General features: G+C 72.8%; 21 protein-coding genes. 13 read left to right on the top strand and 8 right to left on the bottom strand.

Features of this window, described 5'->3' with window-relative positions; translation table 11 throughout:
- Positions 1-71: 71 nt before the first annotated feature.
- Together aceB and O7595_RS05530 are read right to left on the bottom strand one after the other, a co-directional pair.
- Positions 72-1694 carry a malate synthase A gene (gene aceB, locus O7595_RS05535; protein ID WP_269727603.1) on the bottom strand — a complete coding sequence of 541 codons (1623 nt, stop codon included), beginning with the start codon at positions 1692-1694 and terminating at the stop codon, positions 72-74.
- A 341-nt stretch (positions 1695-2035) separates the two neighbouring features.
- On the bottom strand, positions 2036-2647 hold the full coding sequence (locus O7595_RS05530) for a nucleotidyltransferase family protein (protein WP_269727602.1): 612 nt from the start codon (positions 2645-2647) through the stop codon (positions 2036-2038).
- A 283-nt stretch (positions 2648-2930) separates the two neighbouring features.
- On the opposite strand from O7595_RS05530, the gene O7595_RS05525 reads away from it, so the two are divergent.
- The 3 genes from O7595_RS05525 (at position 2931) to O7595_RS05515 (ending at position 4974) form a co-directional block, all read left to right on the top strand.
- Positions 2931-3242 (top strand): DUF5955 family protein, encoded by a 312-nt coding sequence (locus O7595_RS05525; RefSeq protein WP_269727601.1) that lies wholly within the window; start codon positions 2931-2933, stop codon positions 3240-3242.
- Positions 3243-3534: 292 nt separating this feature from the next.
- Complete coding sequence (locus tag O7595_RS05520; RefSeq protein ID WP_269727600.1) at positions 3535-4248, top strand: class I SAM-dependent methyltransferase; 714 nt, start codon at positions 3535-3537, stop codon at positions 4246-4248.
- A gap of 150 nt (positions 4249-4398) precedes the next feature.
- Positions 4399-4974 carry a TetR/AcrR family transcriptional regulator gene (locus tag O7595_RS05515; protein ID WP_269727599.1) on the top strand — a complete coding sequence of 192 codons (576 nt, stop codon included), beginning with the start codon at positions 4399-4401 and terminating at the stop codon, positions 4972-4974.
- 135 nt (positions 4975-5109) lie between these two features.
- Here the strand turns inward: O7595_RS05515 and O7595_RS05510 are convergent, their stop codons facing one another.
- Complete coding sequence (locus O7595_RS05510; protein WP_269727598.1) at positions 5110-5916, bottom strand: IclR family transcriptional regulator; 807 nt, start codon at positions 5914-5916, stop codon at positions 5110-5112.
- A 334-nt stretch (positions 5917-6250) separates the two neighbouring features.
- On the opposite strand from O7595_RS05510, the gene allB reads away from it, so the two are divergent.
- Together allB and alc are read left to right on the top strand one after the other, a co-directional pair.
- Complete coding sequence (allB, locus tag O7595_RS05505; protein WP_269727597.1) at positions 6251-7603, top strand: allantoinase AllB; 1353 nt, start codon at positions 6251-6253, stop codon at positions 7601-7603.
- Between the two features lie 4 nt (positions 7604-7607).
- Entirely contained in the window at positions 7608-8729 is a 1122-nt protein-coding gene (alc, locus tag O7595_RS05500) for an allantoicase (RefSeq protein WP_269727596.1), read from the top strand.
- Between the two features lie 190 nt (positions 8730-8919).
- On the opposite strand, the gene O7595_RS05495 is transcribed toward alc, so the two are convergent.
- From O7595_RS05495 to O7595_RS05485, 3 genes are all read right to left on the bottom strand, one after another.
- Positions 8920-10110 carry a DUF418 domain-containing protein gene (locus O7595_RS05495; protein WP_269727595.1) on the bottom strand — a complete coding sequence of 397 codons (1191 nt, stop codon included), beginning with the start codon at positions 10108-10110 and terminating at the stop codon, positions 8920-8922.
- A 214-nt stretch (positions 10111-10324) separates the two neighbouring features.
- Entirely contained in the window at positions 10325-11881 is a 1557-nt protein-coding gene (locus tag O7595_RS05490; protein WP_269727594.1) for a glycerol-3-phosphate dehydrogenase/oxidase, read from the bottom strand.
- Positions 11878-12477 carry a TetR/AcrR family transcriptional regulator gene (locus O7595_RS05485; RefSeq protein ID WP_269727593.1) on the bottom strand — a complete coding sequence of 200 codons (600 nt, stop codon included), beginning with the start codon at positions 12475-12477 and terminating at the stop codon, positions 11878-11880. The genes O7595_RS05490 and O7595_RS05485 overlap by 4 nt, the downstream gene beginning before the upstream one ends.
- A gap of 73 nt (positions 12478-12550) precedes the next feature.
- Here O7595_RS05485 and O7595_RS05480 point away from each other — a divergent pair, with 73 nt between their 5' ends.
- Positions 12551-14146: an FAD-binding oxidoreductase gene (locus tag O7595_RS05480; protein WP_269727592.1), complete on the top strand. Its 1596-nt coding sequence runs from the start codon at positions 12551-12553 to the stop codon at positions 14144-14146.
- A 29-nt stretch (positions 14147-14175) separates the two neighbouring features.
- Positions 14176-15057: a YegS/Rv2252/BmrU family lipid kinase gene (locus O7595_RS05475; RefSeq protein ID WP_269727591.1), complete on the top strand. Its 882-nt coding sequence runs from the start codon at positions 14176-14178 to the stop codon at positions 15055-15057.
- A 67-nt stretch (positions 15058-15124) separates the two neighbouring features.
- Here O7595_RS05475 and O7595_RS05470 read toward each other — a convergent pair whose 3' ends face one another.
- Positions 15125-16390 (bottom strand): saccharopine dehydrogenase family protein, encoded by a 1266-nt coding sequence (locus O7595_RS05470; RefSeq protein ID WP_269727590.1) that lies wholly within the window; start codon positions 16388-16390, stop codon positions 15125-15127.
- Between the two features lie 137 nt (positions 16391-16527).
- Here O7595_RS05470 and O7595_RS05465 point away from each other — a divergent pair, with 137 nt between their 5' ends.
- Positions 16528-17223, top strand: coding sequence for a TetR/AcrR family transcriptional regulator (locus O7595_RS05465; protein ID WP_269727589.1), 696 nt, complete (start codon positions 16528-16530; stop codon positions 17221-17223).
- Between the two features lie 253 nt (positions 17224-17476).
- Here the strand turns inward: O7595_RS05465 and O7595_RS05455 are convergent, their stop codons facing one another.
- Complete coding sequence (locus O7595_RS05455; protein WP_269727588.1) at positions 17477-18481, bottom strand: Gfo/Idh/MocA family protein; 1005 nt, start codon at positions 18479-18481, stop codon at positions 17477-17479.
- 155 nt (positions 18482-18636) lie between these two features.
- On the opposite strand from O7595_RS05455, the gene O7595_RS05450 reads away from it, so the two are divergent.
- The 5 genes from O7595_RS05450 (at position 18637) to O7595_RS05430 (ending at position 23587) form a co-directional block, all read left to right on the top strand.
- The gene (locus O7595_RS05450) at positions 18637-19356 is read left to right on the top strand and encodes a GntR family transcriptional regulator (RefSeq protein ID WP_269732376.1); all 720 of its coding nucleotides are present in this window, start codon (positions 18637-18639) and stop codon (positions 19354-19356) included.
- A 268-nt stretch (positions 19357-19624) separates the two neighbouring features.
- Positions 19625-20617 (top strand): sugar ABC transporter substrate-binding protein, encoded by a 993-nt coding sequence (locus tag O7595_RS05445; RefSeq protein WP_269727587.1) that lies wholly within the window; start codon positions 19625-19627, stop codon positions 20615-20617.
- A 95-nt stretch (positions 20618-20712) separates the two neighbouring features.
- A complete protein-coding gene (locus O7595_RS05440) occupies positions 20713-21726 on the top strand; it encodes a sugar ABC transporter substrate-binding protein (protein WP_269727586.1) in 1014 nt (337 codons plus the stop codon).
- On the top strand, positions 21723-22778 hold the full coding sequence (locus O7595_RS05435; protein WP_269727585.1) for an ABC transporter permease: 1056 nt from the start codon (positions 21723-21725) through the stop codon (positions 22776-22778). The genes O7595_RS05440 and O7595_RS05435 overlap by 4 nt, the downstream gene beginning before the upstream one ends.
- The gene (locus tag O7595_RS05430) at positions 22775-23587 is read left to right on the top strand and encodes an ATP-binding cassette domain-containing protein (RefSeq protein WP_269727584.1); all 813 of its coding nucleotides are present in this window, start codon (positions 22775-22777) and stop codon (positions 23585-23587) included. The genes O7595_RS05435 and O7595_RS05430 overlap by 4 nt, the downstream gene beginning before the upstream one ends.
- The last annotated feature ends 29 nt before the right edge of the window (positions 23588-23616 follow it).

The raw sequence follows: 23616 nt of genomic DNA, 5'->3' as shown, positions 1-23616 counted from the left end.
CGCGACGCCGACGGCCCGCCGACCCCGGCGCTGTGCGGTGCCGGGGGCGGCGGGCCGTGAACGACGCGCGGTCAGCCGACCAGCTGCTCGTACGCGGGGAGGGTCAGGAAGTCGGCGTAGTCCGCGTCCAGCGCGACGTGCAGCAGCAGGTCGTGGGCCTGCCGCCACTTGCCCGCCGCGAAGGCGTCCTCGCCGATCTCGGCGCGGATCGCGGCCAGTTCCTCGGCGGCGACCCTGCGGGCCAGCTCGGGGGTCGCCGTCTCGCCGTTCTCGAACACGACGCCCGCGTTGATCCACTGCCAGATCTGCGAGCGGGAGATCTCGGCCGTGGCCGCGTCCTCCATCAGGTTGAAGATCGCCACGGCGCCGAGGCCCCGCAGCCAGGCCTCGATGTAGCGGATCCCGACCTGGACGGCGTTGCGCAGGCCCTCGTACGTGGGGTGCGCGTCCAGCGACGCGATGTCGATGAGGTCGGCGGCCGTGACGTGCACGTCCTCGCGGAGGCGGTCCTTCTGGTTGGGTCGCTCGCCCAGCACCGCGTCGAAGGAGGCCATGGCGATGGGCACCAGGTCCGGGTGGGCGACCCAGGAGCCGTCGAAGCCGTCACCGGCCTCGCGGTCCTTGTCCGCCTTGACCTTCTCGAAGGCGACCTTGTTGACCTCGGCGTCCTTGCGGGACGGGATGAAGGCCGCCATGCCTCCGATGGCGTGCGCGCCGCGCTTGTGGCACGTACGGACCAGCAGTTCGGTGTACGCGCGCATGAACGGCGCGGTCATCGTGACCGCGTTGCGGTCCGGGAGGACGAACTTGGTCCCGCCGTCGCGGAAGTTCTTGACGATCGAGAAGAGGTAGTCCCAGCGGCCGGCGTTGAGGCCCGCCGCGTGGTCGCGGAGCTCGTAGAGGATCTCCTCCATCTCGTACGCGGCCGTGATCGTCTCGATCAGGACGGTGGCGCGGACGGTGCCCTGGGGGATGCCGACGTGGTCCTGGGCGAAGACGAAGACGTCGTTCCAGAGCCGGGCCTCCAGGTGCGACTCCGTCTTCGGCAGGTAGAAGTACGGTCCCTTGCCGAGGTCGATGAGCCGCTGGGCGTTGTGGAAGAAGTACAGGCCGAAGTCCACCAGTGCGCCGGGGACCGGGCGCCCGTCCACCAGCACGTGGCGCTCGTCAAGGTGCCAGCCGCGGGGACGCATCACGACCGTGGCGAGCTCCTCCGCCGGCCGTAGCGCGTACGACTTGCCCGAGCGCGGGTCCGTGAAGTCGATGCGGCGCTCGTAGGCGTCGATGAGGTTGAGCTGGCCGAGAACCACGTTCTCCCAGGTGGGTGCCGACGCGTCCTCGAAGTCGGCGAGCCAGACCTTCGCCCCGGAGTTCAGGGCGTTGATGGTCATCTTGCGGTCGGTCGGCCCGGTGATCTCCACGCGGCGGTCGTCGAGCGCCGCCGGGGCCGGCGCGACCTTCCAGTCCTCGTCCTCACGGATCCGCGCCGTCTCCGGGAGGAAGTCGAGGGTGCTGGTACGGGCGATCTCGGCGCGGCGTTCGGCGCGGCGGGCCAGGAGCTCGTCACGCCGGGGGGTGAACCGCCGGTGCAGCTCCGCCACGAAGGCGAGTGCCGCGTCGGTCAGCACCTCCTCCTGCCGGGGCAGTGGTTCGGCTTCGACGACGGCCAGCGGGGACGGCGCTGGTGCGGACATGAGCTGTCACTTCCTTCAGCGAGCTTCACGGGCGGGTGGCTGCGGAGCACAGTGGGGTGGCACTCGGTGCCAGGGCTGCTGCGGTGCTGCCGGGGGCGCCGTTCGCGGGTCGGGCGCTTCTGATCAGTGGATAGTAGTTACCGCATGGTGGAAGTTCAATGGTTTGTTGATGTCGAGATTCTTCTGGTCGACATATCGTGGCGCTCGGTGCCAGGCTCCTCACATGACGCGACGCCGCCGCGCCGGGTCCCGCGCCGGGGCGCGTGCTCCGGATTGCGCCGCCCGCGAGGCGGCGGGACGGTGGCGGCGTGCCGCGTCCCGGGTGCCCGACGCCCTCCGGCTCAATCGAGGTGCGCCAGATCCTCCGGCGTGTCGATGTCGTACGCCTCCGCCACGTCCCCGCACTCGACGAGCGCGATCTCCGCCTCGTGCTCCGCCAGATAGTCCCTGGCGCCGCGGTCGCCCGAGGCGCGCGCCGCCACCGCCTCCCAGCGCCGGGCGCCGAACAGCACCGGATGGCCCCGGCGTCCGTCGTACGCCGCCGACACCAGCGCGGACGGCGAGTCGCACGCCGCCACGACCCGGGCCACGGCCGCCGCCCCGATGCCGGGCTGGTCCACGAGCGACACCAGGGCCGCGTCCTGCCCCCCGCCCCCCGCGGCGAGCGACGCCAGGCCCACGCGCAACGAGGAGCCCATCCCCTCCTCCCAGTCCGGGTTCACGGCCACGACGCAGCCGGCCAGGTCGGCCCGTCTCGTCACCTCCTCCGCCGCCGCGCCCAGCACCACGTGCACGGATCGGCAGCCGCCCGCCCGCAGGACCCGCACCGCGTTCTCCACCAGGGGGCGTCCTCGGTGCTCCAGCATCGCCTTCGGGCGCCCGCCCAGCCGGCGTCCGCCGCCTGCTGCCAGCACCAGTCCCGCGACCTGCGGTTTGTCTGAAGTGTGAGCCATGCACCCTGCTTACCCCATCAGGCGACGCCGTGGCGTGACGACCCGGCCCGGCGGACGGTCCCGCCTCGCCCCGCGGCGCCGGCGGGCGGGCCGCACGGGCAGCCGGTGCCGCGCCCTGCGGGTCCGAGTCGCGGGAAAAGTGGACACGTCGAGCTGGATTTCGTACCACGGAGTGGCGGAGTGCCTACGGAATGGCGTTGACTGGCCCGCGACCCCAGGAGTTCGACCACCGTCCGGCGGATCGTTCACCGGGCAGCACGACGACGTGCGAAGGGGAGGGCTTGTGTTGCGGAGTGTGGGGCGGACACGGGAGAAACGGAGCGGCGAGGACCCGAGGGTGACGGAGCTGCGTGCCGCCGTCGCCCGGCTCCGACGCGAACTCGCCGCACATCCGGCCGAGTTCGCCGACCGCGGCATCGCGGAGGACGAACTCGCGGCCATGGACGCGATGGCGCTGAGCGGCGTGCCGGAGATCCGGCGGCTCCGCCGGTCCCTGCTGCTGATCGCCGGAGCGGTCGGCTCGGTCAGCGCACTGGCGGCCGGACTGACGAACGTACGGAACGCGGTGGAGCTGTTCGGCGAGCCGAAGGGCTGAGCGCGCGCGGACGGCCGGCACCGTGTCCACACGCACGGCACTGTCCCGGCGCCTGCGGCCTTCCCGCGCCCGTGCCCACGAGCCGGCGGCCTTCCTGTGCGCGGTCTTCCCGCGCCTGACTTTCCCGCGCCCGTGCCCACGAGCCGGCGGCCTTCCTGTGCGCGGTCTTCCCGCGCCTGACTTTCCCGCGCCCGTGCCCACGAGCCGGCGGCCTTTCCACGCCCGGCTTTCCCGCGCCTGACTTTCCCGCGCCCGAGACCTCCCGCGCCCGCGCTGACTACGCTGGGAGCCGATGTTCACCTCCCAGGGCCCCACCCTCCGCGAACTCGCCGTGCAGGCGCTGTCGTCGGTCGAGCGCGGATACGACCTGCTCGCGCCCAAGTTCGACCTGACCCCGTTCCGCACCCCGGACCGCATCCTCGACGAGACCGCCGGTGCGCTGCGGGACTTCGGTCCGTTCCACGACGGGCTGGACGTCTGCTGCGGCACGGGGGCGGGCGTGCGAGTGCTGCGCGGACTCTGCGAGGAGCGGGTCGTCGGTGTCGACTTCAGTTCCGGGATGCTGCGCGAGGCCCGCCGGGCCCATCCCGCGGCGGACTGGGTCCGCGCCGACGCCCGCGCCCTGCCGTTCCGCCCGGTCTTCGACCTCGCGGTGAGCTTCGGCGCCTTCGGGCACTTCCTGCCGCGCGAACGTTCCGGACTCTTCGCCCAGGTGCACTCCGCCCTCCGCCCGGGCGGTGTCTTCGCGTTCCCCGTCGGAGCGCCGCCGCGCTTCGGGACCTTGCCGTACTGGGCGATGCTCGGCTTCGACGCCGTGATGCGCGTACGAAACCGGGTGTGGCGGCCCGCCTTCGTCATGTACTACCGCACGTTCCCGATCGGTGAGGTGCTCGCGGAGCTCCGACTGGTCGGCTTCGACGTGGAGTTGGTCCCTCTCGAAGGACTCGGACGACGCTCCGACGGTGCCCCGCGCTGCGCGATGGTGGTGGCCCGGCACCGGGGGTGAGCGGCCCGGCGTGCATCCCGCGCCCTCGGTCTCCTCGCGGAAGGCGCCCTGGACGGGGCCCGGTGCCGCACCGGGCCCCGTCCAACTCAGCGCGTAGTACTATGACTGAAGTGGTCTGAGTGCGGGTGCTGCGGACGGAGTGGTGTGCCGATGGTGAGGCGGAACGACCAACGGCGCGCGGCCCTCGTCGACGCCGCGATCGAGGTGCTGGCCAGGGAAGGCGCGCGGGGTCTGACGTTCCGGGCGGTGGACGGCGAGGCCGCCGTCCCCGCGGGCACCGCGTCCAACTACTTCGCCGGCCGCGACGAGCTGCTCACGCAGGCAGGAGCCCGGGTCTACGAGCGGCTCCAGCCCGACGAGGCCACGATCGCCCGCCAGCGGTCGGCCGGACGCGACCGCGAGACGTACGCGGAGCTGATGCGCGAACTCGTCGGCCGCGTCGCCGCCTTCCGCACCGGGTACCTGGCGCTGCTCGAACTCCGTCTGGAGGCCACTCGCCGGCCCGCGCTGCGCGAGGTCCTCACCGAGCGGGTCCGGGCCGATGTCGACGCCAACCTCGCCTACCACGAGGCATCGGGCCTTCCCGGCGACGCGATGGCCGTGAAGCTGCTGATCCTCGCCCTTAACTGGCTGATCGTCGAACAGCTCACCCTGCCGGACGTCTTCACGGAGGCGGAGCGGGAGCAACTGGTGACGGCCGCGGTCGAGCGCATCGTGGCGGAGTAGGCGGCGGCCGGTCCGGCCGCGGCGCGTGCGGCGGCTGCTGGTGTGCGCCACCCGCTTCCGCGGCGTCTGCCGGAGCGGCCCCCGGTGAGCGCGTGCGGTGCCTGCTCCCGTGTCGCGGGTGGGCGCGTGCGGTCGCTAATCCCGTGGCGCCGACGTGTTCGCCAGGGCCTCCGAGAGTTCCTTCGCCACCGTCAGGAGGACCGGGACGATCTTCTCCGTCGCGGCCTCCGTCACCCGGCCCGCCGGGCCCGAGATGGAGATCGCCGCGGCCGTGGGGGAGTCGGGCACCGGGACGGCGAGGCAGCGCACCCCGATCTCCTGCTCGTTGTCGTCGACGGCGTAGCCCGCGCGGCGGACCTGCTGCAGTGCCTCCAGGAAGCCCTCGGGCGTGGTGATGGTCTTCTCCGTCGCGGCCGGCATGCCGGTGCGGGCGAGCAGCGCTCGCACCTCGTCCGCCGGGAAGTGGGCGAGGAGCGCCTTGCCCACGCCGGTCGAATGCGGCAGCACCCGGCGCCCGACCTCGGTGAACATCCGCATCGAGTGCTTGGACGGCACCTGCGCCACGTAGACGATCTCGTCACCGTCGAGCAGCGCCATGTTCGCGGTCTCGCCGGTCTCCTCGACGAGGCGGGCGAGGTACGGGCGGGCCCAGGTGCCGAGCAGCCGGGAGGCGCTCTCGCCGAGGCGGATCAGGCGGGGGCCGAGGGCGTAGCGGCGGTTCGGCTGCTGGCGGACGTAGCCGCAGACGACCAGGGTGCGCATGAGCCGGTGGATCGTGGGCAGCGGGAGCCCGCTGCTCGCGGAGAGTTCGCTCAGCCCGACCTCGCCCCCGGCATCGGCCATCCGCTCGAGCAGGTCGAAGGCGCGCTCGAGGGACTGCACACCGCCGCTGTTCGCGGCGGGCTTTGCGGCGTCGGTGGCGCTGGCGCTGGACGTCGGCACGTCAACGGTCCTTTCAGGCGGGCGGGCAAGGCAGCAGCCTACCGGGCGGTGTCGCGGCGCACACCGCTCGCGCGGGGGCGTCGATGCGGGTCAGGGCGTGTTTGTCCATGTCTGGCCGGTCGTCCCCGATGGTCCCGCGGTGCTGCCCATGCGCATCACTAGGTTCTGCTTGTCGAAATTATAGTTCCACTTTGTGGAAACGTCTGATCGTTGCGAACGCACTCGAGAGGGTCCCGTGAGGTCTTGACTGTCCGGAGGTGGAGGGGAAGACTTCTTCAACAGTTCGTTGAATTTCGCCGTGCGGAAGTACCGCGGTACGGAAGTGAGGGGCAGAGTGTCCGACACGCACGTCACGGACGTGGACCTGGTGCTGCGCTCGACACGGGTCGTCACCCCCGGCGGCACGCGCCCCGCGTCGATCGCCGTCGCCGCCGGAAGGATCGCGGCGGTGCTTCCGCACGACGCCGAGGTGCCGGCCGGCGCCCGGCTCGAGGACGTCGGCCACCACGTCGTCCTGCCCGGCCTCGTCGACACCCACGTCCACGTCAACGATCCCGGCCGCACCGAGTGGGAGGGCTTCTGGACCGCCACCCGCGCCGCCGCCGCGGGCGGCATCACCACGCTGCTGGACATGCCGCTGAACTCCCTCCCGCCCACGACCACGGTCGGCAACCTGCGCGTCAAGCAGGACGTGGCGCGGCCCAAGGCGCATGTGGACACCGGGTTCTGGGGCGGAGCGCTCCCCGGCAACGTCAAGGACCTGCGGCCGCTGTACGACGCCGGCGTCTTCGGCTTCAAGTGCTTCCTGTCGCCGTCCGGCGTCGAGGAGTTCCCCGAGCTCGACCAGGAGCAGCTCGCCCGGTCCCTGGCCGAGATCGCCGGCTTCGGCGGACTGCTGATCGTCCACGCCGAGGACCCGCACCACCTGGCGGCCGCGCCCCAGCGGCCGGGCCCCCGGTACGCCGACTTCCTCGCCTCCCGCCCCCGCGACGCGGAGAACACGGCGATCGCGAACCTGATCGCGCAGGCCCGGCGTCTGAACGCACGGGTGCACGTGCTGCACCTGTCCTCCGCCGACGCGCTGCCGCTGATCGCCGCCGCCAAGGCCGAGGGCGTACGGATCACCGTCGAGTCCTGCCCGCACTTCCTCACCCTCACCGCCGAGGAAGTGCCAGACGGCGCCACCGAGTTCAAGTGCTGCCCGCCGATCCGCGAGGCGCGGAACCAGGACGTGCTCTGGCAGGGGCTCGCCGACGGCACGATCGACTGCGTCGTCTCCGACCACTCGCCCTGCACCGGCGACCTGAAGACCCCGGACTTCGCCTCCGCCTGGGGCGGGATCTCCTCGCTCCAGCTGGGACTGCCCGCGATCTGGACCGAGGCCCGCAGGCGCGGCCACACCCTGGAGGACGTCGCCCGCTGGATGTCCGCCGCCCCGGCGGAACTCGCCGGCCTCACGCAGAAGGGGGCGGTCGAGGCCGGGCGCGACGCCGACTTCGCCGTACTCGCCCCCGACGAGACCTTCACCGTCGACCCCGCCGAACTCCACCACCGCAACCGGGTCACCGCCTACGCGGGCAGGACCCTGCACGGTGTCGTCAAGTCGACATGGCTGCGCGGCACGCGGATCGTGGAGAACGGCACCGTCGCCGAGCCCACCGGCCGGCTGCTCGAAAGGAACGACTGACACCGTGGCGATACCGTCCTTCACCGGCAACGCGCACCCGTACGGGGGCGGAGACCCGTACGCCGACTACCGCACCGCGGACTTCCCGTTCACCGGTCTCGCGAACCTCGCCGACCGTCGGCTCGGCGCGGGTGTGATCGCCGCGAACGACGAGTTCTTCGCCCAGCGGGAGAACCTGCTGGTGCCCGAGCCCGCCGAGTTCGACCCCGAGCACTTCGGCCACAAGGGCAAGATCATGGACGGCTGGGAGACGCGGCGCCGCCGCGGTGTCTCGGCCGAGCAGCCCTGGCCCGCGGCCGACGCCCACGACTGGGCGCTGATCCGCCTCGGTGCGCCCGGCGTGATCCGCGGGATCGTGGTCGACACCGCGCACTTCCGCGGCAACATGCCGCAGGCCGTGTCCGTCGAGGGCACCACCTGGGAAGGGGCCGAGGGCGCGCCCACCCCGGAGGAACTGCTCTCCGAGGGCGTGAAGTGGACGACCCTCGTGCCGCGTACCCCCGTGGGCGGTCACGCCGCCAACGGCTTCGAGGTCACCGCCGAGCAGCGCTTCACACATCTGCGCGTCAACCAGCACCCCGACGGCGGCATCGCACGGCTGCGCGTGTACGGGGAGGTCGTCCCGGACCCGAAGTGGCTCGCCACGCTCGGCACGTTCGACGTCGTGGCGCTGGAGAACGGCGGCGCCGTGCAGGACGCCTCGAACCGCTTCTACTCGCCGCCCGCCAACACCATCACCCCGGGCCGCTCCCGCAAGATGGACGACGGCTGGGAGACCGCGCGCCGCCGCGACCGGGGCAACGACTGGATCCGGTACCGGCTGGTGGCCGAGTCCGAGATCCGCGCCGTCGAGATCGACACCGCGTACCTCAAGGGCAACTCCGCCGGCTGGGCCGCCCTGTCCGTCAGGACGGGCGAGGACGGCGAGTGGACCGAGTTCCTGCCGCGCACCCGCCTGCAGCCCGACACCAACCACCGCTTCGTGCTCGACGCCCCGGCGGTCGGCACCCACGTCCGCATCGACATCTTCCCGGACGGGGGCTTCTCCCGGCTGCGGCTCCTCGGCTCGCTCACCGAGCAGGGCTCGGCGGCTCTGGCGGCCCGGCACCGGGAGCTCGGCGGCTGACGGAACCTTCCGCACGGGCGGCCGCGGCATCGGCCCGCCCGGGACGCACCGGTTCCTACGGCACCGCCCCGCCCGGGACGCACCGGTTCCTACGGCACCGGCGCGTCCCAGCCCGCCGCCACGGTGCCGGGCCCGCGGTGATGGGCGGCCTCCCGCGCCGTCCGGCGCCGACGCCGGTGGTGAGCGGCTCTCAGCGTCGCAGGACCCGGCTCTGCACGGACTCCAGCGGCCCCTTGGGGAACCGCCGCAGCCACACCGTGGAGCCCGCCGTCAGCAGCGCGCACACCGCCGCCCACAGTCCCATCACCCACCAGGGCCGGCCCGACTCGCCGAGCCGTTCCGCGAGGCCGAGACCGATGCCGTACGAGACGAGCACGCACAGGACGTTCTGCAGCACATAGGCAGACAGGGCCGTCCGCCCGACCGAGGCCAGCCCCTTCGTGAACCGGCCCTCGCGGCGGACCCGGTCCACGACGGTGCCGATCAGGCCGATGTAGCCGACCGCCACCAGGGGGGCGACGCAGTAGCGCTCGAGCAGGAAGCCGTCGGGCCCTGCGAGCACGGACAGGCCGGTCAGCGGTACGCCGAGTCCCAGCCCCCAGCCGAGCATCCGGATGCGTATGCGCCGGCCGGCGGCCTCGGCGCCGAACGCCCCCGCCCGGTACAGCCGTACGCCCAGCAGGAACAGGAAGACCAGGAGACCGAACGTCAGCACCGGCTCCAGACGCAGGGCGACCGCGTTGTCCAGGCGGAACGCGATCTGGTCCGCGTAACCGCCGTGCGCGTACAGGTCGACGACCTCGCGCGGGACGTCCCCGCCGGACCCCGTGCCGCCGTCGTCCCCGGCCGTGGCCAGGGCCGCCGTCAGCCCGCCCATCAGCAGCAGGTGCAGACCGCCCGCCCACCACATCACCCGGCGGCGGGCCCGGTCCGAGCGGGCCAGCAACCGGGCGACGAGCAGCGCCGTGACCGCGTACCCCATGAGGACGTCCCACGCGAAGACCAGGACGAAGTGGACGGTGCCCTCGGCGAGGAGGAACAGCGCCCGTCCCCGGTAGGTGGCCGGCCAGGGCAGCCCGCGCCGGGCGGCGGAGTCGAACTGGATGGCGAGCCCGACACCGAAGAGGATCGTCAGCATGGCAAGGAACTTGCCGTCCGCCACGAGCCGGAAGAGGGTCTCGGCGCCGTCGGGCAGGGAGGTGAACCCCGGCATGCCGCCGGCGCCCGTGAGGCTCCCCCATTCCGCGCCGGGCGTCGTGAAGACCCACACGTTCGTCATCAGCGTGCCGAGGATCGCCGTGCCGCGCAGTACGTCGAGCAGGGCCAGCCGGCCGCCCGAGGCGCCCGGCGCGCCGACCGGGGTGGACAGAGTCTTGGTCATGTCCTCATCGTCCGCGCCGTCACGCGGCGATTCGTCCTGGCGGGTGACGAATCCCCGCTACACCGAAGGATGTAGAGGTGGACGTGCCGGCTACGCCCCCGGCACCCGCGACCCCGAGTGCGGCGCGTGCGGGCTCGCCGAGTGAGTACCCGGACGCTGCCGAACCGACGGGCGGTTCGGGCCGGCCCGAGCGCTCCGGAGGGCGAGGGGCCGTTCAGCCGACCCGGGTCGCCAGTGCCCCGCGCGCGGCCTCCAGCGCGGTCTTCCGGTCGTGCGGCACCAGACCGATCCGGGTACGGCGGTCGAGGAGGTCGGACTCGTCCAGGGCCCCTTCGTGCCGTACCGCCCACAGGAGTTCGGCGCCGGTGACGGGATGGCCGGGGACGACCGGCCGGGCCAGCTCGGGGTCGGCGAGGCCGAGGGCGTGGACGGCAGGGGCCTCGGTCCCGTAGCGGCGCACCAGCCGGCGGGGCGCGTCCAGTGCGGCGAGCGCGTCCGGACGGGCTGCGCCGACCAGCGGCAGCGAGGCCGTGCGGCACCCCCCGGCGGGCAGTCCGCGTGCCGTGACCGCGGCGTCCACCGCGTCCTGGGCCATTCGCCGGTAGGTGGTGAGCTTGCCGCCGACGACGGTGATCACACCGTCCCCCGAGGTGAGGACGGCGTGCCTGCGCGAGATGTCCGCGGTGCGGCCCGGACCGCCGGCGCCGGAGGTGTCCAGCAGCGGGCGCAGCCCGGCGAACGCCCCGACCACGTCCGCACGGCCCACGGACACGTCGAGCGCGGAGCCGAGGACGTCGAGGAGGAAGCCGATGTCGGTCTCGGGCACCTCCGGCACGTCGGGTACGTCGCCGTCGACCGGCTCGTCGGTCAGGCCCACGTAGACCCGGCCGTCGCCCTGGGGCAGGACGAGGACGAAGCGGTTGGTCTCGCCGGGGATCGGGATGTGCAGTCCGGCCGACAGACCGCCGAGGACCTCGGAGCGGAGCACCAGATGGGTGCCCCGGGAGGGCCGCAGCCGTACGTCGTCGACGAGCCCGCCCGCCCAGACGCCGGTGGCGTTGATCACCGTGCGGGCCCGGATCTGCAGTTCCTCGCCGGTGAGTTCGTCGCGTACGGCGGCGCCCCAGCCGCCGAGGGAGAGCGCGCGCACCCGGGTGAGGATCCGGGCGCCGTGCGCGGCGGCGGTCCTGGCGACGGCGGTCACCAGCCGGGCGTCGTCGGTCAGCCGGCCGTCCCAGGACAGCAGCCCGCCGCGCAGCCCGGTCGGGCGCAGCGCGGGCGCCATGTGGCGGGTCTCCACCGCGGACAGGGTGCGCGGCGCGGGCAGGGTCGTCCGCGAGGTGCGGGCGGAGACCCGCAGCAGGTCGCCCGCCCGGAAGCCGGCCCGGGCCAGCGCGGCCTGGGCGCGCGGGACCAGCGGCGTCAGCGGCAGGACGAACGGCTGGGCATGCACCAGATGCGGGGCGGTGCGCTCCATGAGGATGCCGCGCTCGACGGCGCTCTCGTGGGCGACGTCCAGTTGCGCGCTCGCCAGGTAGCGCAGTCCGCCGTGGATGAGCTTGGAGCTCCACCGGGAGGTGCCGAAGGCGAGGTCGTGGGCGTCGATCGCGGCGACCGACAGTCCCCGCGCAGCGGCGTCGAGGGCCGCTCCGGCGCCCGTCGCGCCGAGGCCGACGACGAGCACGTCGACCTCGGCGCCGTCGGAGAGTGCGGCGAGCTCCCGCGCGCGGCGCGCCGCGTTCAGGGAGGAGGCGGGACTCGGAGTGCTCATGGCGTGAGGGTCCTCTCCAGAAGGGTCCGCAGCTCTTCGAGGAAGGCCGCGTCGGTGAGCTCGGGGTCGTCCGGTTCGGTCATCGTGCGCAGCGACATGGCGAAGGACTGCGCGACCAGCAGCAGCGACCGGGCCTGCAGGTCGGGGTGCAGCTGCCGGACGGAGCCGTCGGCGTGGCCCTCCGCGAGGGCGCCGGTGATCAGCCCGAGGAGCGCGTCCTGGCTGGCGCCGCGGCGGTCGAGCACATACGGCAGCAGCAGTTCCGGATCGACGTCGACGATCTTGTGGAACAGCGGGTGCGACCGGAAGGCCGCGACCCCGCCGACGAGTCCGTCGACCAGCCGGGTCCGGGTCGGGCGGTCAGGGTCGGCCGGGGGCATGGCGCCCACGGCGAGCGCGATCCATTCCCGGGTCATCAGATCACCGACGAGGGTCCGCACGTCCGGCCAGCGGCGGTACAGGGTCATGCGTGACACACCGGCGCGCCGGGCCACGTCGGTCAGGGTGGTCCGGCGTACGCCGACGGCGAGGACGCAGTCTCGTGCCGCGTCGAGCACGGCATCTCCGTCCGCATGGTTGTGACGAATAGGCGTCATCTGTCACAGTGTAATGCCAGTGCAGGCCGCGCGGCACCGCGCCCCGCGAAACCGACGGTGAAGGACAGGCGAAGTGGACATGTTGTGGAGCGGCTGGGGCGACCCGGCCAAGGCGGCCCCGCTGCCCGACTCGGTGATCGGTCTGCTGCGCGATCTGCTCGGCGTCACCCCCCGCGAGAGCGGCCCCGCGGACCTCGGCGACATCCCCGTCCCCGATTCCGCGCTGACCGGAGCCGCCCGCGACGCGCTCACCGCCGCCGTCGGTGACACCGCGCACGTACGCACCGACGCGGAGACCCGGATCCGCCACACGCGCGGCAAGTCCACCCCGGACCTCCTGCGCATCCGCGCCGGCGAGGTCGACGACCTCCCAGCGGCCGTCGTGCTCCCCGCGAGCCACGACGAGGTGCTGGCCGTGCTGCGGGCCTGCGCCGGACACGGCCTGGCCGTCGTGCCGTTCGGCGGCGGCACCTCCGTCGTCGGCGGTCTCGCCCCCGAGGCCGAGCAGGGATTCGTCGCCCTGGACCTGCGCCGACTCGACGGACTCCTCGCCCTCGACGAGGTCTCCCGCACCGCCGTGCTCCAGCCCGGACTGCGCGCGCCGCACGCCGAGGCCCTGCTCAACGAACGGGGCTTCACCCTGGGCCACTTCCCCCAGTCCTACGAGTGGGCCTCGATCGGCGGGTTCGCCGCCGCCCGCTCCAGCGGCCAGGCCTCGGCCGGCTACGGGCGCTTCGACGAGATGGTCCTCGGCGTCACCGTCGCCACCCCCGAGGGCACCCTGGAGGCCGGCCGCGCCCCCCGCTCGGCGGCCGGCCCGGACCTGCGCCAGCTGGTCCTCGGCTCCGAGGGCGCGCTCGGCGTGATCACCTCGGTCACCGTCCGGATCCGCCCCCTCCCGCAGACCCGGGTCTACGAGGGCTGGCGTTTCGCCTCCTTCGAGGCAGGCGCCGCCGCGCTCCGCAGGCTCGCCCAGGACGGCCCCCGCCCGACCGTGCTCCGGCTGTCCGACGAGACGGAGTCCTTCATCGGACTCGCCCAGCCCGACCGGATCGGCGGGGAGGGCGCCCCGCAGGCCACCGGGTGCATGGCGATCGCCGGTTACGAGGGCACCGCCGAGGACACCGCCGACCGGCGCGCCCGTGCCCGCGAGGTCCTTCTCGCCTGCGGCGGCGAGTTCGTCGGCGAGGAGCCGGGCGAGCGCTGGGCCCACGGCCGCTACGACGCGCCGTACCTGCGCGACGCGCTCCTCGACGCCGGCGCCTTCGCCGAGACCCTGGAGACCGCCGCCTTCTGGTCGGCCCTGCCCGGTCTCTACGACGCGGTGCGCCAGGCACTCACCGCCGCGCTCACCGAGGCGGGCACCCCACCGCTGGTCATGTGCCACATCTCGCACGTGTACGAGAACGGCGCCTCGCTCTACTTCACCGTCGTCTCCGCCCAGGGCGAGGACCCCGTCGCCCACTGGGCGCCGGTGAAGCGGGCGGCCAACGACGCGATCCTGGCGGCAGGCGGCACCATCAGCCATCATCACGGCGTCGGCACCGACCACCGCGACTGGTTCACCCGGGAGGTCGGCCCCGTCGGCGTCCGCGTGCTGCAGGCCGTCAAGGCCGAGCTCGACCCCTCCGGGATCCTCAACCCCGGTGTGCTCATCCCCGTCCGCTGACCGGCCCCTGCCTTCCGAAAGGCGCATCCATGCGACAGTTCACCGCCGTCGTCAACCCCACCGCGGGCGGCTCCAGCGGTACGGCGGCCCTGCTCCCGCTGGCCCGCCTGCTGAGGGAGGCCGGAGCCGGGCTCGACACCCGGTACAGCCGCGACCTGGAACACGCCCAGGAGCTGGCGCGGGAAGCCGGACGCAAGGGGCACATCGTGCTCGCCGTCGGCGGCGACGGGATGGCGGGCGGCGTCGGAGGCGCGCTCAGCGGCACCGACACGGTCCTCGGCCTCGTACCCGCCGGGCGCGGCAACGACTTCGCCCGGGCGCTGGGCCTGCCCACCGACGCCGCCGCCCTCGCCGCCGTACTGCTCGCGGGATCACCGCGGGCGGTCGACACCATCCGGGTCGAGTCGTCCGTCCACGCCGGGGTGTCCGTCCTCGGCAGCGTCTACGCGGGTGTCGACGCCGTCGCCAACCGGCACGCCAACACGTCGAGGCTGCTGCGCGGAGCGGCCTCCTACTACGCGGGCGGGCTGCGGGCCGTGGCCGCGTGGCGGCCGGCCGAGTACCGCATCACCGTGGACGGTTCGCTCCACGAGCTGCGCGGCTACACCGTCGTCGCGGCCAACTCCGGCTACTACGGCTTCGGCCGCAACATCGCCCCCGGGGCCAGCCTCGACGACGGCGTGCTCGACGTCGTCGTCATCCGGCACGCGCCCAAGCGGCTGTTCTTCGCGATGATGAACGAGCTCAAGACGGGCGCGCACCTGGAGCGCCCCGAGGTGGAGGTCCTGCGCGGCAGGGAGATCCGCATCGAGGCCGACCGCAGCCTCCCGTACGGCGCTGACGGCGAGGTCGACGCGACGCTGCCGGTGACGGTGCGGGTGCAGCCGGGCGCGCTGAAGGTGCTCGCCTGAGCCGGAGGCGGCGCGACCGGTGCCCCGTGGCCCGGCCGCGCCGCTCTCCCGCCGCCCGCGACGCCGGTCACTGCTCGCGCATGCCCCAGGGAGAGCCGTAGTCCTCCAGCAGATCCAGGAAGGGGCGCGCCTCGAAGGCCTCGGGGCCCAGGATGCCCGTTCCGGACCACGCACCCGTCGCCAGCAGTTCCAGGGCGACGACCGGGTTGACCGCCGTCTGCCACACCACGGCCTGGCTGCCGTACTCCTTCATCGACCACTCGTTGTCGACGACGTGGTACAGGTACACCTCGCGCGGCCGCCCGTCCTTGACGCCCTTCACCCACGTACCCGCGCACGTCTTGCCCCGCATCCGGTCGCCGAGCGTGGCCGGGTCGGGCAGACAGGCCGCGACGACGTCACGCGGCGACACCTGCACCGGGCCGCCGGCGCTGCGCACGGCGACCTGTTCCGTACGGTCCAGGCCGATCTGGTGCAGGACCCGCAGGGTGTTGATGAAGTCGGAGCCGAGGCCGTACTTGAACGTGACGCGGTCGGCGTCGACCCAGCGCGGAATGAGCAGCACCTCCTCGTGCTCCACGTTCACGCACTCCACCGGGCCGATCCCCTCGGGGAAGTCGAACACCTCCGGCTCGCTGAACGGCGGTGTGGTGAACCATCCGCGACCGGTCTCGAAGACCACCGGGGGGTTCAGGCATTCCTCGATCGTGGTCCAGATGCTGAACGAGGGCGCGAAGTCGTAGCCGTCCACCGTGAGGTTCGCGCCGTCCCGGACGCCGATCTCCTCGATCGAGTCGAAGAGCTCATCCGCCGCGTGCCGGGCGAAGACGTCCGACAGTCCGGGCTCCACCCCCATGCCGACGAGGGCGAGCCGGCCGGACGCCGACCAGTCCTCGCCCAGGGAGAACTGCTCGTCGCCGAGCTTCACGCCGCACTCCTCGTACGGTCGCTGCGGATGCGGCCGCGACAGGGACATCGCCATGTCGAGGTAGTTCGCGCCCGCGGCGAGCGAGGCCCGGAACAGCGGCATCACGAACCGGGGGTCCGTCGCGTTGAGCAGCACGTCGCAGCGCTCCCGCTCCAGGAGCTCCCTGACGGCGGCCTCGTCCGAGGCGTCGATCCGGGCGGCCGTGAACCGGCCGTCGGCGGCCTCGGCGCCGTCGCCCGTCCCGGCCGAGGCCCCACGGCCCGCCCGTGGGACACCGGCCACGGCGGCCCGGGCCCGGGCCTCGTCGTAGTCCGCGACGACCATGTGCTCGAAGAAATCGCGGCGAGCGGCGATCCGGGTGACTGCTGTCCCCACTCCGCCGGCGCCGACCAGCAAGATGCGCATGACCTCTTCCTTTCCCTCTTCACCAGGACTCTTCCGGGCCCTGATGAAACTCACCGCCCCCTGATAGCGTCAATGGCGTTGGCATAAGCGCCCCGGTCCGGGCCTGCGGGCGCCAACCGCGCGGAAGGGGCAGTGCGTTGCCGAAGAAAGTGGTTCCGGAAGGGGCGCGCAGGCGCCGTCGCCCCACGAAGACCGGTGTGGTCCTTTCGGAGCAGCTGATCGTGACGACGGCGCTGCGGATGCTGCGCGAGCACGGCGGCGAGGGGCTCACCGCTCGCCGGCTCGGCGCGGCGCTCGGCGCCGACCCGAGCACCCTGTACCGCTACTTCCGCGGCATGGACGAACTGACCCTCGCCGTCGGCGACGAGCTGATCGGCCGGGCGCTCAGGGGTTGGAGCGCCACCGACGACTGGGCCGCGGACCTGCGTGAGCTGGGGCTGCGCATCCATGCCGCGTACCTGGCCCATCCGCAGGCGGCGGTGCTCACGGCCAGCCGCGTCTCGGGGCGGGCTCACGAGATCGCCGCGGACGAGGCCGTCCTCGGCGTGCTGCACCGCGCGGGCTTCCCGGTGCCCGAGGCCGTCCGGATCTACCACTGCTTCATCGACCAGACGCTCGCCTTCGCCGCGCTGGACGCGGCGGCACTCGCCCTCCCGGAGGCGGCGCGCCGGGCGGACGAGGCGGTGTGGCAGGCCACGTACGCGCGGCTGCCCGCGGAGACGCACCCGCACATCGCCCCGGCGGCGCGGTATCTCGTCGCCGAGATGAACGTCAGCGCGTATCCGGCGGCGCTGGACATGCTGATCGCGAGCGCGGCGTCGCGCCTCGTGTGAGGGCACCCGCGTCCTGGTCCGGCCCGCGGCCCCGGACCGGGATCCCGCCCGCTTCCCCGGGTCCGACCGCTTCGGCGTCCGCCGCACCGCGACGGCGGGCGGCCCGGGCCGTCTCGCCTCCGGTCACGGCATCCACCACTGCCTGGGCGCTCCGCCGGCCCGGCGGGAGGCCTCGACCGGCTCCCCGGCCTGCTGATCCGAGGTGTGCGCCGGCTGCCCGTCGTCCGGCGACGGGCAGCCGGCGCAGATGCGCTCACAACCCCGGGATCTCCTCCAGGCGCACCGGGCGGTGCTCCCGCCGGGACAGCTCGCACGCCTCGGCGACGCGCAGTGCCTCCAGCGCCTCCCGGCCGTCGCACGGGTTGTCCAGCTCGCCGGTCGCGACCCGGACGAAGGCGTCCAGTTCGGCCTCGTAGGCGGGGGCGAAGCGCTCCAGGAAGCCGGGCCACGGCTTGTCGGCGGGCGGCGGTCCCTGGGGCTCGGTGGAGGTGATCGGCGTACGGTCGTCCAGGCCGACGGCGACCGTGTCGTCCTCGCCGCACAGCTCCATGCGGACGTCGTAGCCGGCGCCGTTGCAGCGCGTGGCCGTGGCCGACGCCAGCGTTCCGTCGTCGAGCGTCAGCACGGCCGCCGCGGTGTCGACGTCGCCCGCCTCGCGGAACATCGCGTGCCCCGCGTCGGAGCCGGTGGCGTACACCTCGACGACCTCCCGTCCGGTGATCCAGCGCAGGATGTCGAAGTCGTGGACGAGGCAGTCCCGGTAGAGCCCGCCCGACAGCGGCAGGTACGCGGCGGGCGGCGGGGCCGGGTCCGCCGTGACGGCCCGTACCGTGTGCAGCCGGCCGAGCCGGCCGGAGCGCACCAGCTCACGGGCCTTGGCGTACCCGGCGTCGAAGCGCCGCATGAAGCCGAGCTGGAGTTCGGTCCCGGCGCTGTCGACCTCGCGCAGCGCCTCCAGGGTCCCCGGCAGGTCCAGCGCTATCGGCTTCTCGCAGAAGGCGGGGAGTCCGGCACGTGCGGCCCGGCCGATCAGATCGGCGTGGGCGGCGGTGGCCGAGGCGATGACGACGGCGTCCACGCCCCACTTGAAGACCTCGTCGACGGAAGGGGCGGCGGTGGCGTCGATCCGGGCCGCGACCTCGCGGGCCCGCTGGGCGTCGGTGTCCGCGACCACCAGGGCGCCGACGTCGCGATGACGGCTGAGGACGCCCGCGTGGAAGGCGCCGATACGTCCGGTTCCGATGAGTCCGATGCGCATGGACCAAAGTTGGAGGCCGCCCAAGGGCCCTGTCAAGCATTTGTCCTGACAATCGAACGACACAACTTCCCGTCATCAGGCCCTGCGACTACCCTCGCAGCGTGCCCAAGCAGCCGAGAGACACGACGGACGCCACCGCTCCGCTCCAGCTCAGCGTGGACCGCGCCAGCCCGGTCCCGCTGTACTTCCAGCTGTCGCAGCAGCTGGAGGCGGCCATTGAGCACGGCACCCTCACGCCCGGCAGCCTCCTCGGCAACGAGATCGAGCTGGCGGGCCGGCTCGGCCTGTCCCGGCCCACCGTCCGCCAGGCCATCCAGTCGCTCGTCGACAAGGGGCTTCTGGTGCGCCGCCGGGGCGTGGGCACCCAGGTCGTGCACAGCCAGGTCAGGCGCCCGCTGGAGCTGAGCAGTCTCTACGACGACCTGGAGGCGGCGGGGCAGCGGCCCGCCACCCGGGTCCTGCGCAACCTCGTCGAACCGGCGACCGCCGAGGTCGCGGCCGCCCTCGGGGTGCCGGAGGGCAGCGACGTCCACCTGGTGGAGCGGCTGCGCTCGGCGCACGGCGAGCCGATGGCCCGTCTGAGCAACCATCTGCCGGCGGGACTGCTGCCGCTGGACACCGAGCAGTTGGAGTCCACGGGGCTCTACCGGATGATGCGCAACGCGGGCATCACCCTGCACAGCGCCCGGCAGTCGGTCGGGGCGCGCGCCGCCACCGGCGACGAGGCCGGGCTGCTCGGCGAGGAGCCCGGCGCCCCGCTGCTGACGATGCAGCGGACGACGTTCGACGACACCGGGCGGGCCGTCGAGTTCGGCTCGCACGTCTACCGGGCCTCGCGGTACGCCTTCGAGTTCCAGCTCCTCGTCCGTCCGTAGTGCCGCGTCGGTCGACGTCCGCCCCGTCACGACGCCCGGCACCGGCGCCTCGTCCACGTTCCGTGCCGTACGGGCGGACCCCGCCGGAGACGCCCGGCCGGGCAGGTGCGGCGTGCGGCGCGGCCGGACGTACCCGCGCGCGGCCGGCCCGTTCCGCCGCCGCGACCCCGCGTAAGAATGTTCGGACAAAGTATTGACGGGGTGGCGCCGCCCCCGTAGAAACTCACCAGCCGCAACCGGGCGGCCGGGAGAGAAGGCGGACCCCACCATGCGCACACCCCGCACGGCAGCAGTCCTGCTCGCCGCACTCGCACTCGCCGTGGCCGGATGCAGCAGCTCCGGCGGCAAGGGCTCCGAGGAGAAGGCCGAAGGCGGCACGGGCGGCAAGCCCGCGACCACCGAGCGGCTGAAGATCGCCATGGTGACCCACTCCGGCGAGGGCGACACCTTCTGGGACATCGTCCAGCGCGGAGCGAAGGACGCGGCCGCCAAGGACAACGTCGAGTTCCTGTACGCCGCGAACAAGGAGGGCAAGGAGCAGGCCCAGCTGGTCCAGACGTACATCGACCAGAAGGTCGACGGCCTCGTCGTCACCCTCGCCAAACCCGAGGCGGTCAAGGACGTCGTCAAGAAGGCGGTCGCCGCCGGGATACCCGTCGTCACGATCAACTCCGGAGGCCGGTTCTCCCAGGAGGTCGGCGCGCTCAGCCACATCGGCCAGGACGAGTCGGTCGCCGGCGAGGCCGTCGGCGAGGAGCTGAACAAGCGCGGCAGGAAGAAGGCCGTCTGCGTCATCCACGAGCAGGGCAACGTCTCGCTGGAGGAGCGCTGCGCGGGCGTCGGGAAGACCTTCGCGGGCACCGTCGAGAACCTCAACGTGGACGGTACCAACATGCCCGCCTCCACCTCCTCGATCGAGGCGAAGCTGCAGAGCGGGCAGGACATCGACGCGGTCGTCACCCTGGGGGCCCCGTTCGCGGCCGCCTCCGTGCAGGCGAAGGAGAGCGCCGGCAGCGAGGCCGAGATCGACACCTTCGACCTGAACGCCGAGGTCGTCAAGCGGCTCAAGGCCAAGGAGGTCGGCTTCGCCGTCGACCAGCAGCCCTACCTCCAGGGCTACCTCGCCGTCGACGAACTGTGGCTCAACAAGACCAACGGCAACGTCATCGGCGGCGGCAAGCCGGTGCTCACGGGACCCGCTCTGGTGACGGAGAAGGACGTCCCCGCACTGGAGAAGCTCACGGCCGACGGCACCCGATGACCTGCCTCACCACCACCCACCGGGCCGCCCCGGCGGTCGTGCTCGGGGATACTTGCGCCGGAGTACAGCAGGCGGAGCAAGAGGGGCACGGCGTCGTGGCAAGGGTTCGGACAGGGGTACGTGCGATCGGCGCGGTGCTGGCGGCGGTGCTCGGGGCCTCCCTCGCGGGGTGCAGCGCCACCGGCGGCAAACGCGCCGAGGACGCCCGCAGGGCGGCGGAGGCGCAGGGCCGGGCGGCGGTCGACACCCCGCGCTGGACGTTCGCGATGGTCACCCACTCGGGAGACGGCGACACCTTCTGGGACATCGTCCAGAAGGGCGCCAAGCAGGCCGCGGTGAAGGACAACGTCAAGTTCCTGTACGCCCACAGCGACGAGGCGCAGCAGCAGGCCCAGCTGGTCCAGACGTACATCGACCAGAAGGTCGACGGGCTGATCGTCACGCTCGCCAAGCCCGACGCCATGAAGGACGTCGTCGCCAAGGCCAACAGGGCCGGTATCCCGGTGATCACCGTGAACTCCGGCTCGGCCGAGTCCAAGGCGTACGGGGCCCTGACCCACATCGGCCAGGACGAGACCGTCGCCGGGGAGGCCGTCGGCGAGGAGCTCGACCGGCGCGGGCGGAAGAAGGCGCTCTGCGTCCTGCACGAGCAGGGCAACGTCGGCCACGAGCAGCGCTGCTCGGGGGCGGGGAAGACCTTCGACGGCGCGCTGCAGAACCTCTACGTCGACGGCACCAACATGCCCGACGTCCAGGCGGCGATCGAGGCCAAGCTCCAGACCGATCCGTCCATCGACGCGGTCGTCACCCTCGGCGCTCCGTTCGCCGACGCCGCCGTCCAGGCGAAGCGGACCGCGGGCAGCGAGGCCGAGATCGACACCTTCGACCTGAACGCCAAGGTCGCCGCCGGGCTCAAGGCCGGCGACCTCGGCTTCGCCGTCGACCAGCAGCCTTACCTCCAGGGCTACGAGGCAGTGGACCTGCTGTGGCTCTACCGCTACAACGCCGATGTGCTCGGCGGCGGACGGCCCGTCCTCACCGGCCCGCAGATCATCACCGAGAAGGACGCCGCCGAACTGCAGGACTACACGGAGCGGGGGACCCGATGACCGCGACCGCACCACCGGCCCACGACAGCACCGGCCCGTCCGACGAGCGGCTGCTGCGCACCTCGTCGTGGAAGAAGCTGCTCGGCCGCCCCGAGTTGGGCTCGGTCGTCGGCGCGGCCGCCGTGTTCCTCTTCTTCTCGATCGTGGCCGACACCTTCCTGCGCGCGTCCAGCCTGAGCACCGTGCTGTACGCGGCGTCCACCATCGGCATCATGGCCGTGCCGGTCGCCCTGCTGATGATCGGCGGTGAGTTCGACCTCTCCGCCGGTGTGCTGGTGACCAGCTCCGCGCTGGTCTCCTCGATGTTCAGCTACCAGATGACGGCGAACGTGTGGGTCGGCGCCCTGGTGTCGCTCCTGGTCACCCTCGCGATCGGCGCCTTCAACGGCGTCATGCTGGTGCGCACGAAACTGCCGAGCTTCATCATCACGCTCGGCACGTTCCTGATGCTCACCGGCATGAACCTCGGCTTCACCAAGCTGGTCAGCGGCACGGTGTCGACGAAGACCATCGCCGACATGGAGGGCTTCCCCGCGGCCAAGAAGGTCTTCGCCTCGTTCACCGCCGGCGGCGTCGACGTCAAGACGACCATCCTGTGGTGGATCGCCCTCGTCGCCCTCGCCACCTGGATCCTGCTGCGCACCCGCTTCGGCAACTGGATCTTCGCCGTCGGCGGCGGCGCGGACGCGGCGCGGGCCGTCGGCGTCCCGGTCGCCAGGACCAAGATCCTGCTCTACATGGGCGTGGCCTTCTGCGCCTGGATCTCCGGCCAGCACCTGCTGTTCTCGTTCGACGTCGTCCAGTCCGGCGAGGGCGTCGGCAACGAGCTGATCTACATCATCGCGGCCGTCATCGGCGGCTGTCTGATCACCGGCGGCTACGGTTCGGCTATCGGCTCCGCGGTCGGTGCCTTCATCTTCGGCATGACCAGCAAGGGCATCGTGTACGCGGAGTGGAACCCGGACTGGTTCAAGTTCTTCCTCGGAGCCATGCTGCTCCTGGCGACCCTGCTGAACGCATGGGTCCGCAAGCGCGCGGAGGCGACGACATGACGGCCCTCGTGGAACTCGACGACGTCAGCAAGTACTACGGCAACATCCGTGCGCTGGAAGGCGTGTCACTGGAGGTCCACGCGGGCGGGATCACCTGCGTCCTCGGCGACAACGGCGCCGGCAAGTCCACCCTGATCAAGATCGTCGCCGGGCTGCACCGGCACGACTCCGGCACCTTCGCCATCGACGGCGAGGAGACCTCGCTGGGCTCCCCGCGCGAGGCCCTCGACCGCGGGATCGCCACGGTCTACCAGGACCTCGCGGTCGTCCCGCTGATGCCCGTCTGGCGGAACTTCTTCCTCGGCTCGGAGCCGACCAGGGGCAGAGGGCCCTTCCGGCGGCTCGACGTCCGCACCATGCGCGAGACCACCCGCGCCGAGCTGTTGCGCATGGGCATCGACCTGCGGGACGTCGACCAGCCCATCGGCACCCTGTCCGGCGGCGAGCGTCAGTGCGTGGCGATCGCCCGTGCCGTCTACTTCGGCGCCAAGGTCCTCGTCCTCGACGAGCCGACGGCCGCGCTCGGCGTCAAGCAGTCCGGGGTCGTGCTGAAGTACGTGGCGGCGGCGCGCGACGCCGGGCTCGGGGTGGTCCTGATCACCCACAACCCGCACCACGCGTATCTCGTCGGCGACCGGTTCGTCCTGCTCAAGCGGGGGGTGATGGCCGGGAGTCACAAGAAGTCGGAGATCACCCTGGACGAGCTGACCCGGCAGATGGCGGGCGGCAGCGAGCTGGAGGACCTGCGCCACGAACTGGAGCGCGCCCCCGCTCCCCGGCACGTCGGAGGGCACGACCTGGGGCACTGACGGGACGGGGGGCACCGGCCCCCGGCCCG

Origin of the sequence: Streptomyces sp. WMMC940, assembly GCF_027460265.1 — a bacterium.
Lineage (GTDB): Bacteria > Actinomycetota > Actinomycetes > Streptomycetales > Streptomycetaceae > Streptomyces.
The sequence above is the reverse complement of the archived record's forward strand: the minus strand, read 5'-3'. Positions and strand labels throughout refer to the sequence as shown.

Coding starts and splice junctions, on each gene's coding strand:
- O7595_RS05470 (WP_269727590.1), bottom strand. CDS start 16,390: ATGCGCATCTTGCTGGTCGGCGCCGGCGGAGTGGGGACAGCAGTCACC.
- O7595_RS05490 (WP_269727594.1), bottom strand. CDS start 11,881: ATGAGCACTCCGAGTCCCGCCTCCTCCCTGAACGCGGCGCGCCGCGCG.
- O7595_RS05430 (WP_269727584.1), top strand. CDS start 22,775: ATGACGGCCCTCGTGGAACTCGACGACGTCAGCAAGTACTACGGCAAC.
- O7595_RS05435 (WP_269727585.1), top strand. CDS start 21,723: ATGACCGCGACCGCACCACCGGCCCACGACAGCACCGGCCCGTCCGAC.
- O7595_RS05520 (WP_269727600.1), top strand. CDS start 3,535: ATGTTCACCTCCCAGGGCCCCACCCTCCGCGAACTCGCCGTGCAGGCG.
- O7595_RS05495 (WP_269727595.1), bottom strand. CDS start 10,110: ATGACCAAGACTCTGTCCACCCCGGTCGGCGCGCCGGGCGCCTCGGGC.
- O7595_RS05515 (WP_269727599.1), top strand. CDS start 4,399: ATGGTGAGGCGGAACGACCAACGGCGCGCGGCCCTCGTCGACGCCGCG.
- O7595_RS05445 (WP_269727587.1), top strand. CDS start 19,625: ATGCGCACACCCCGCACGGCAGCAGTCCTGCTCGCCGCACTCGCACTC.
- O7595_RS05475 (WP_269727591.1), top strand. CDS start 14,176: ATGCGACAGTTCACCGCCGTCGTCAACCCCACCGCGGGCGGCTCCAGC.
- O7595_RS05455 (WP_269727588.1), bottom strand. CDS start 18,481: ATGCGCATCGGACTCATCGGAACCGGACGTATCGGCGCCTTCCACGCG.
- O7595_RS05485 (WP_269727593.1), bottom strand. CDS start 12,477: ATGACGCCTATTCGTCACAACCATGCGGACGGAGATGCCGTGCTCGAC.
- aceB (WP_269727603.1), bottom strand. CDS start 1,694: ATGTCCGCACCAGCGCCGTCCCCGCTGGCCGTCGTCGAAGCCGAACCA.
- O7595_RS05530 (WP_269727602.1), bottom strand. CDS start 2,647: ATGGCTCACACTTCAGACAAACCGCAGGTCGCGGGACTGGTGCTGGCA.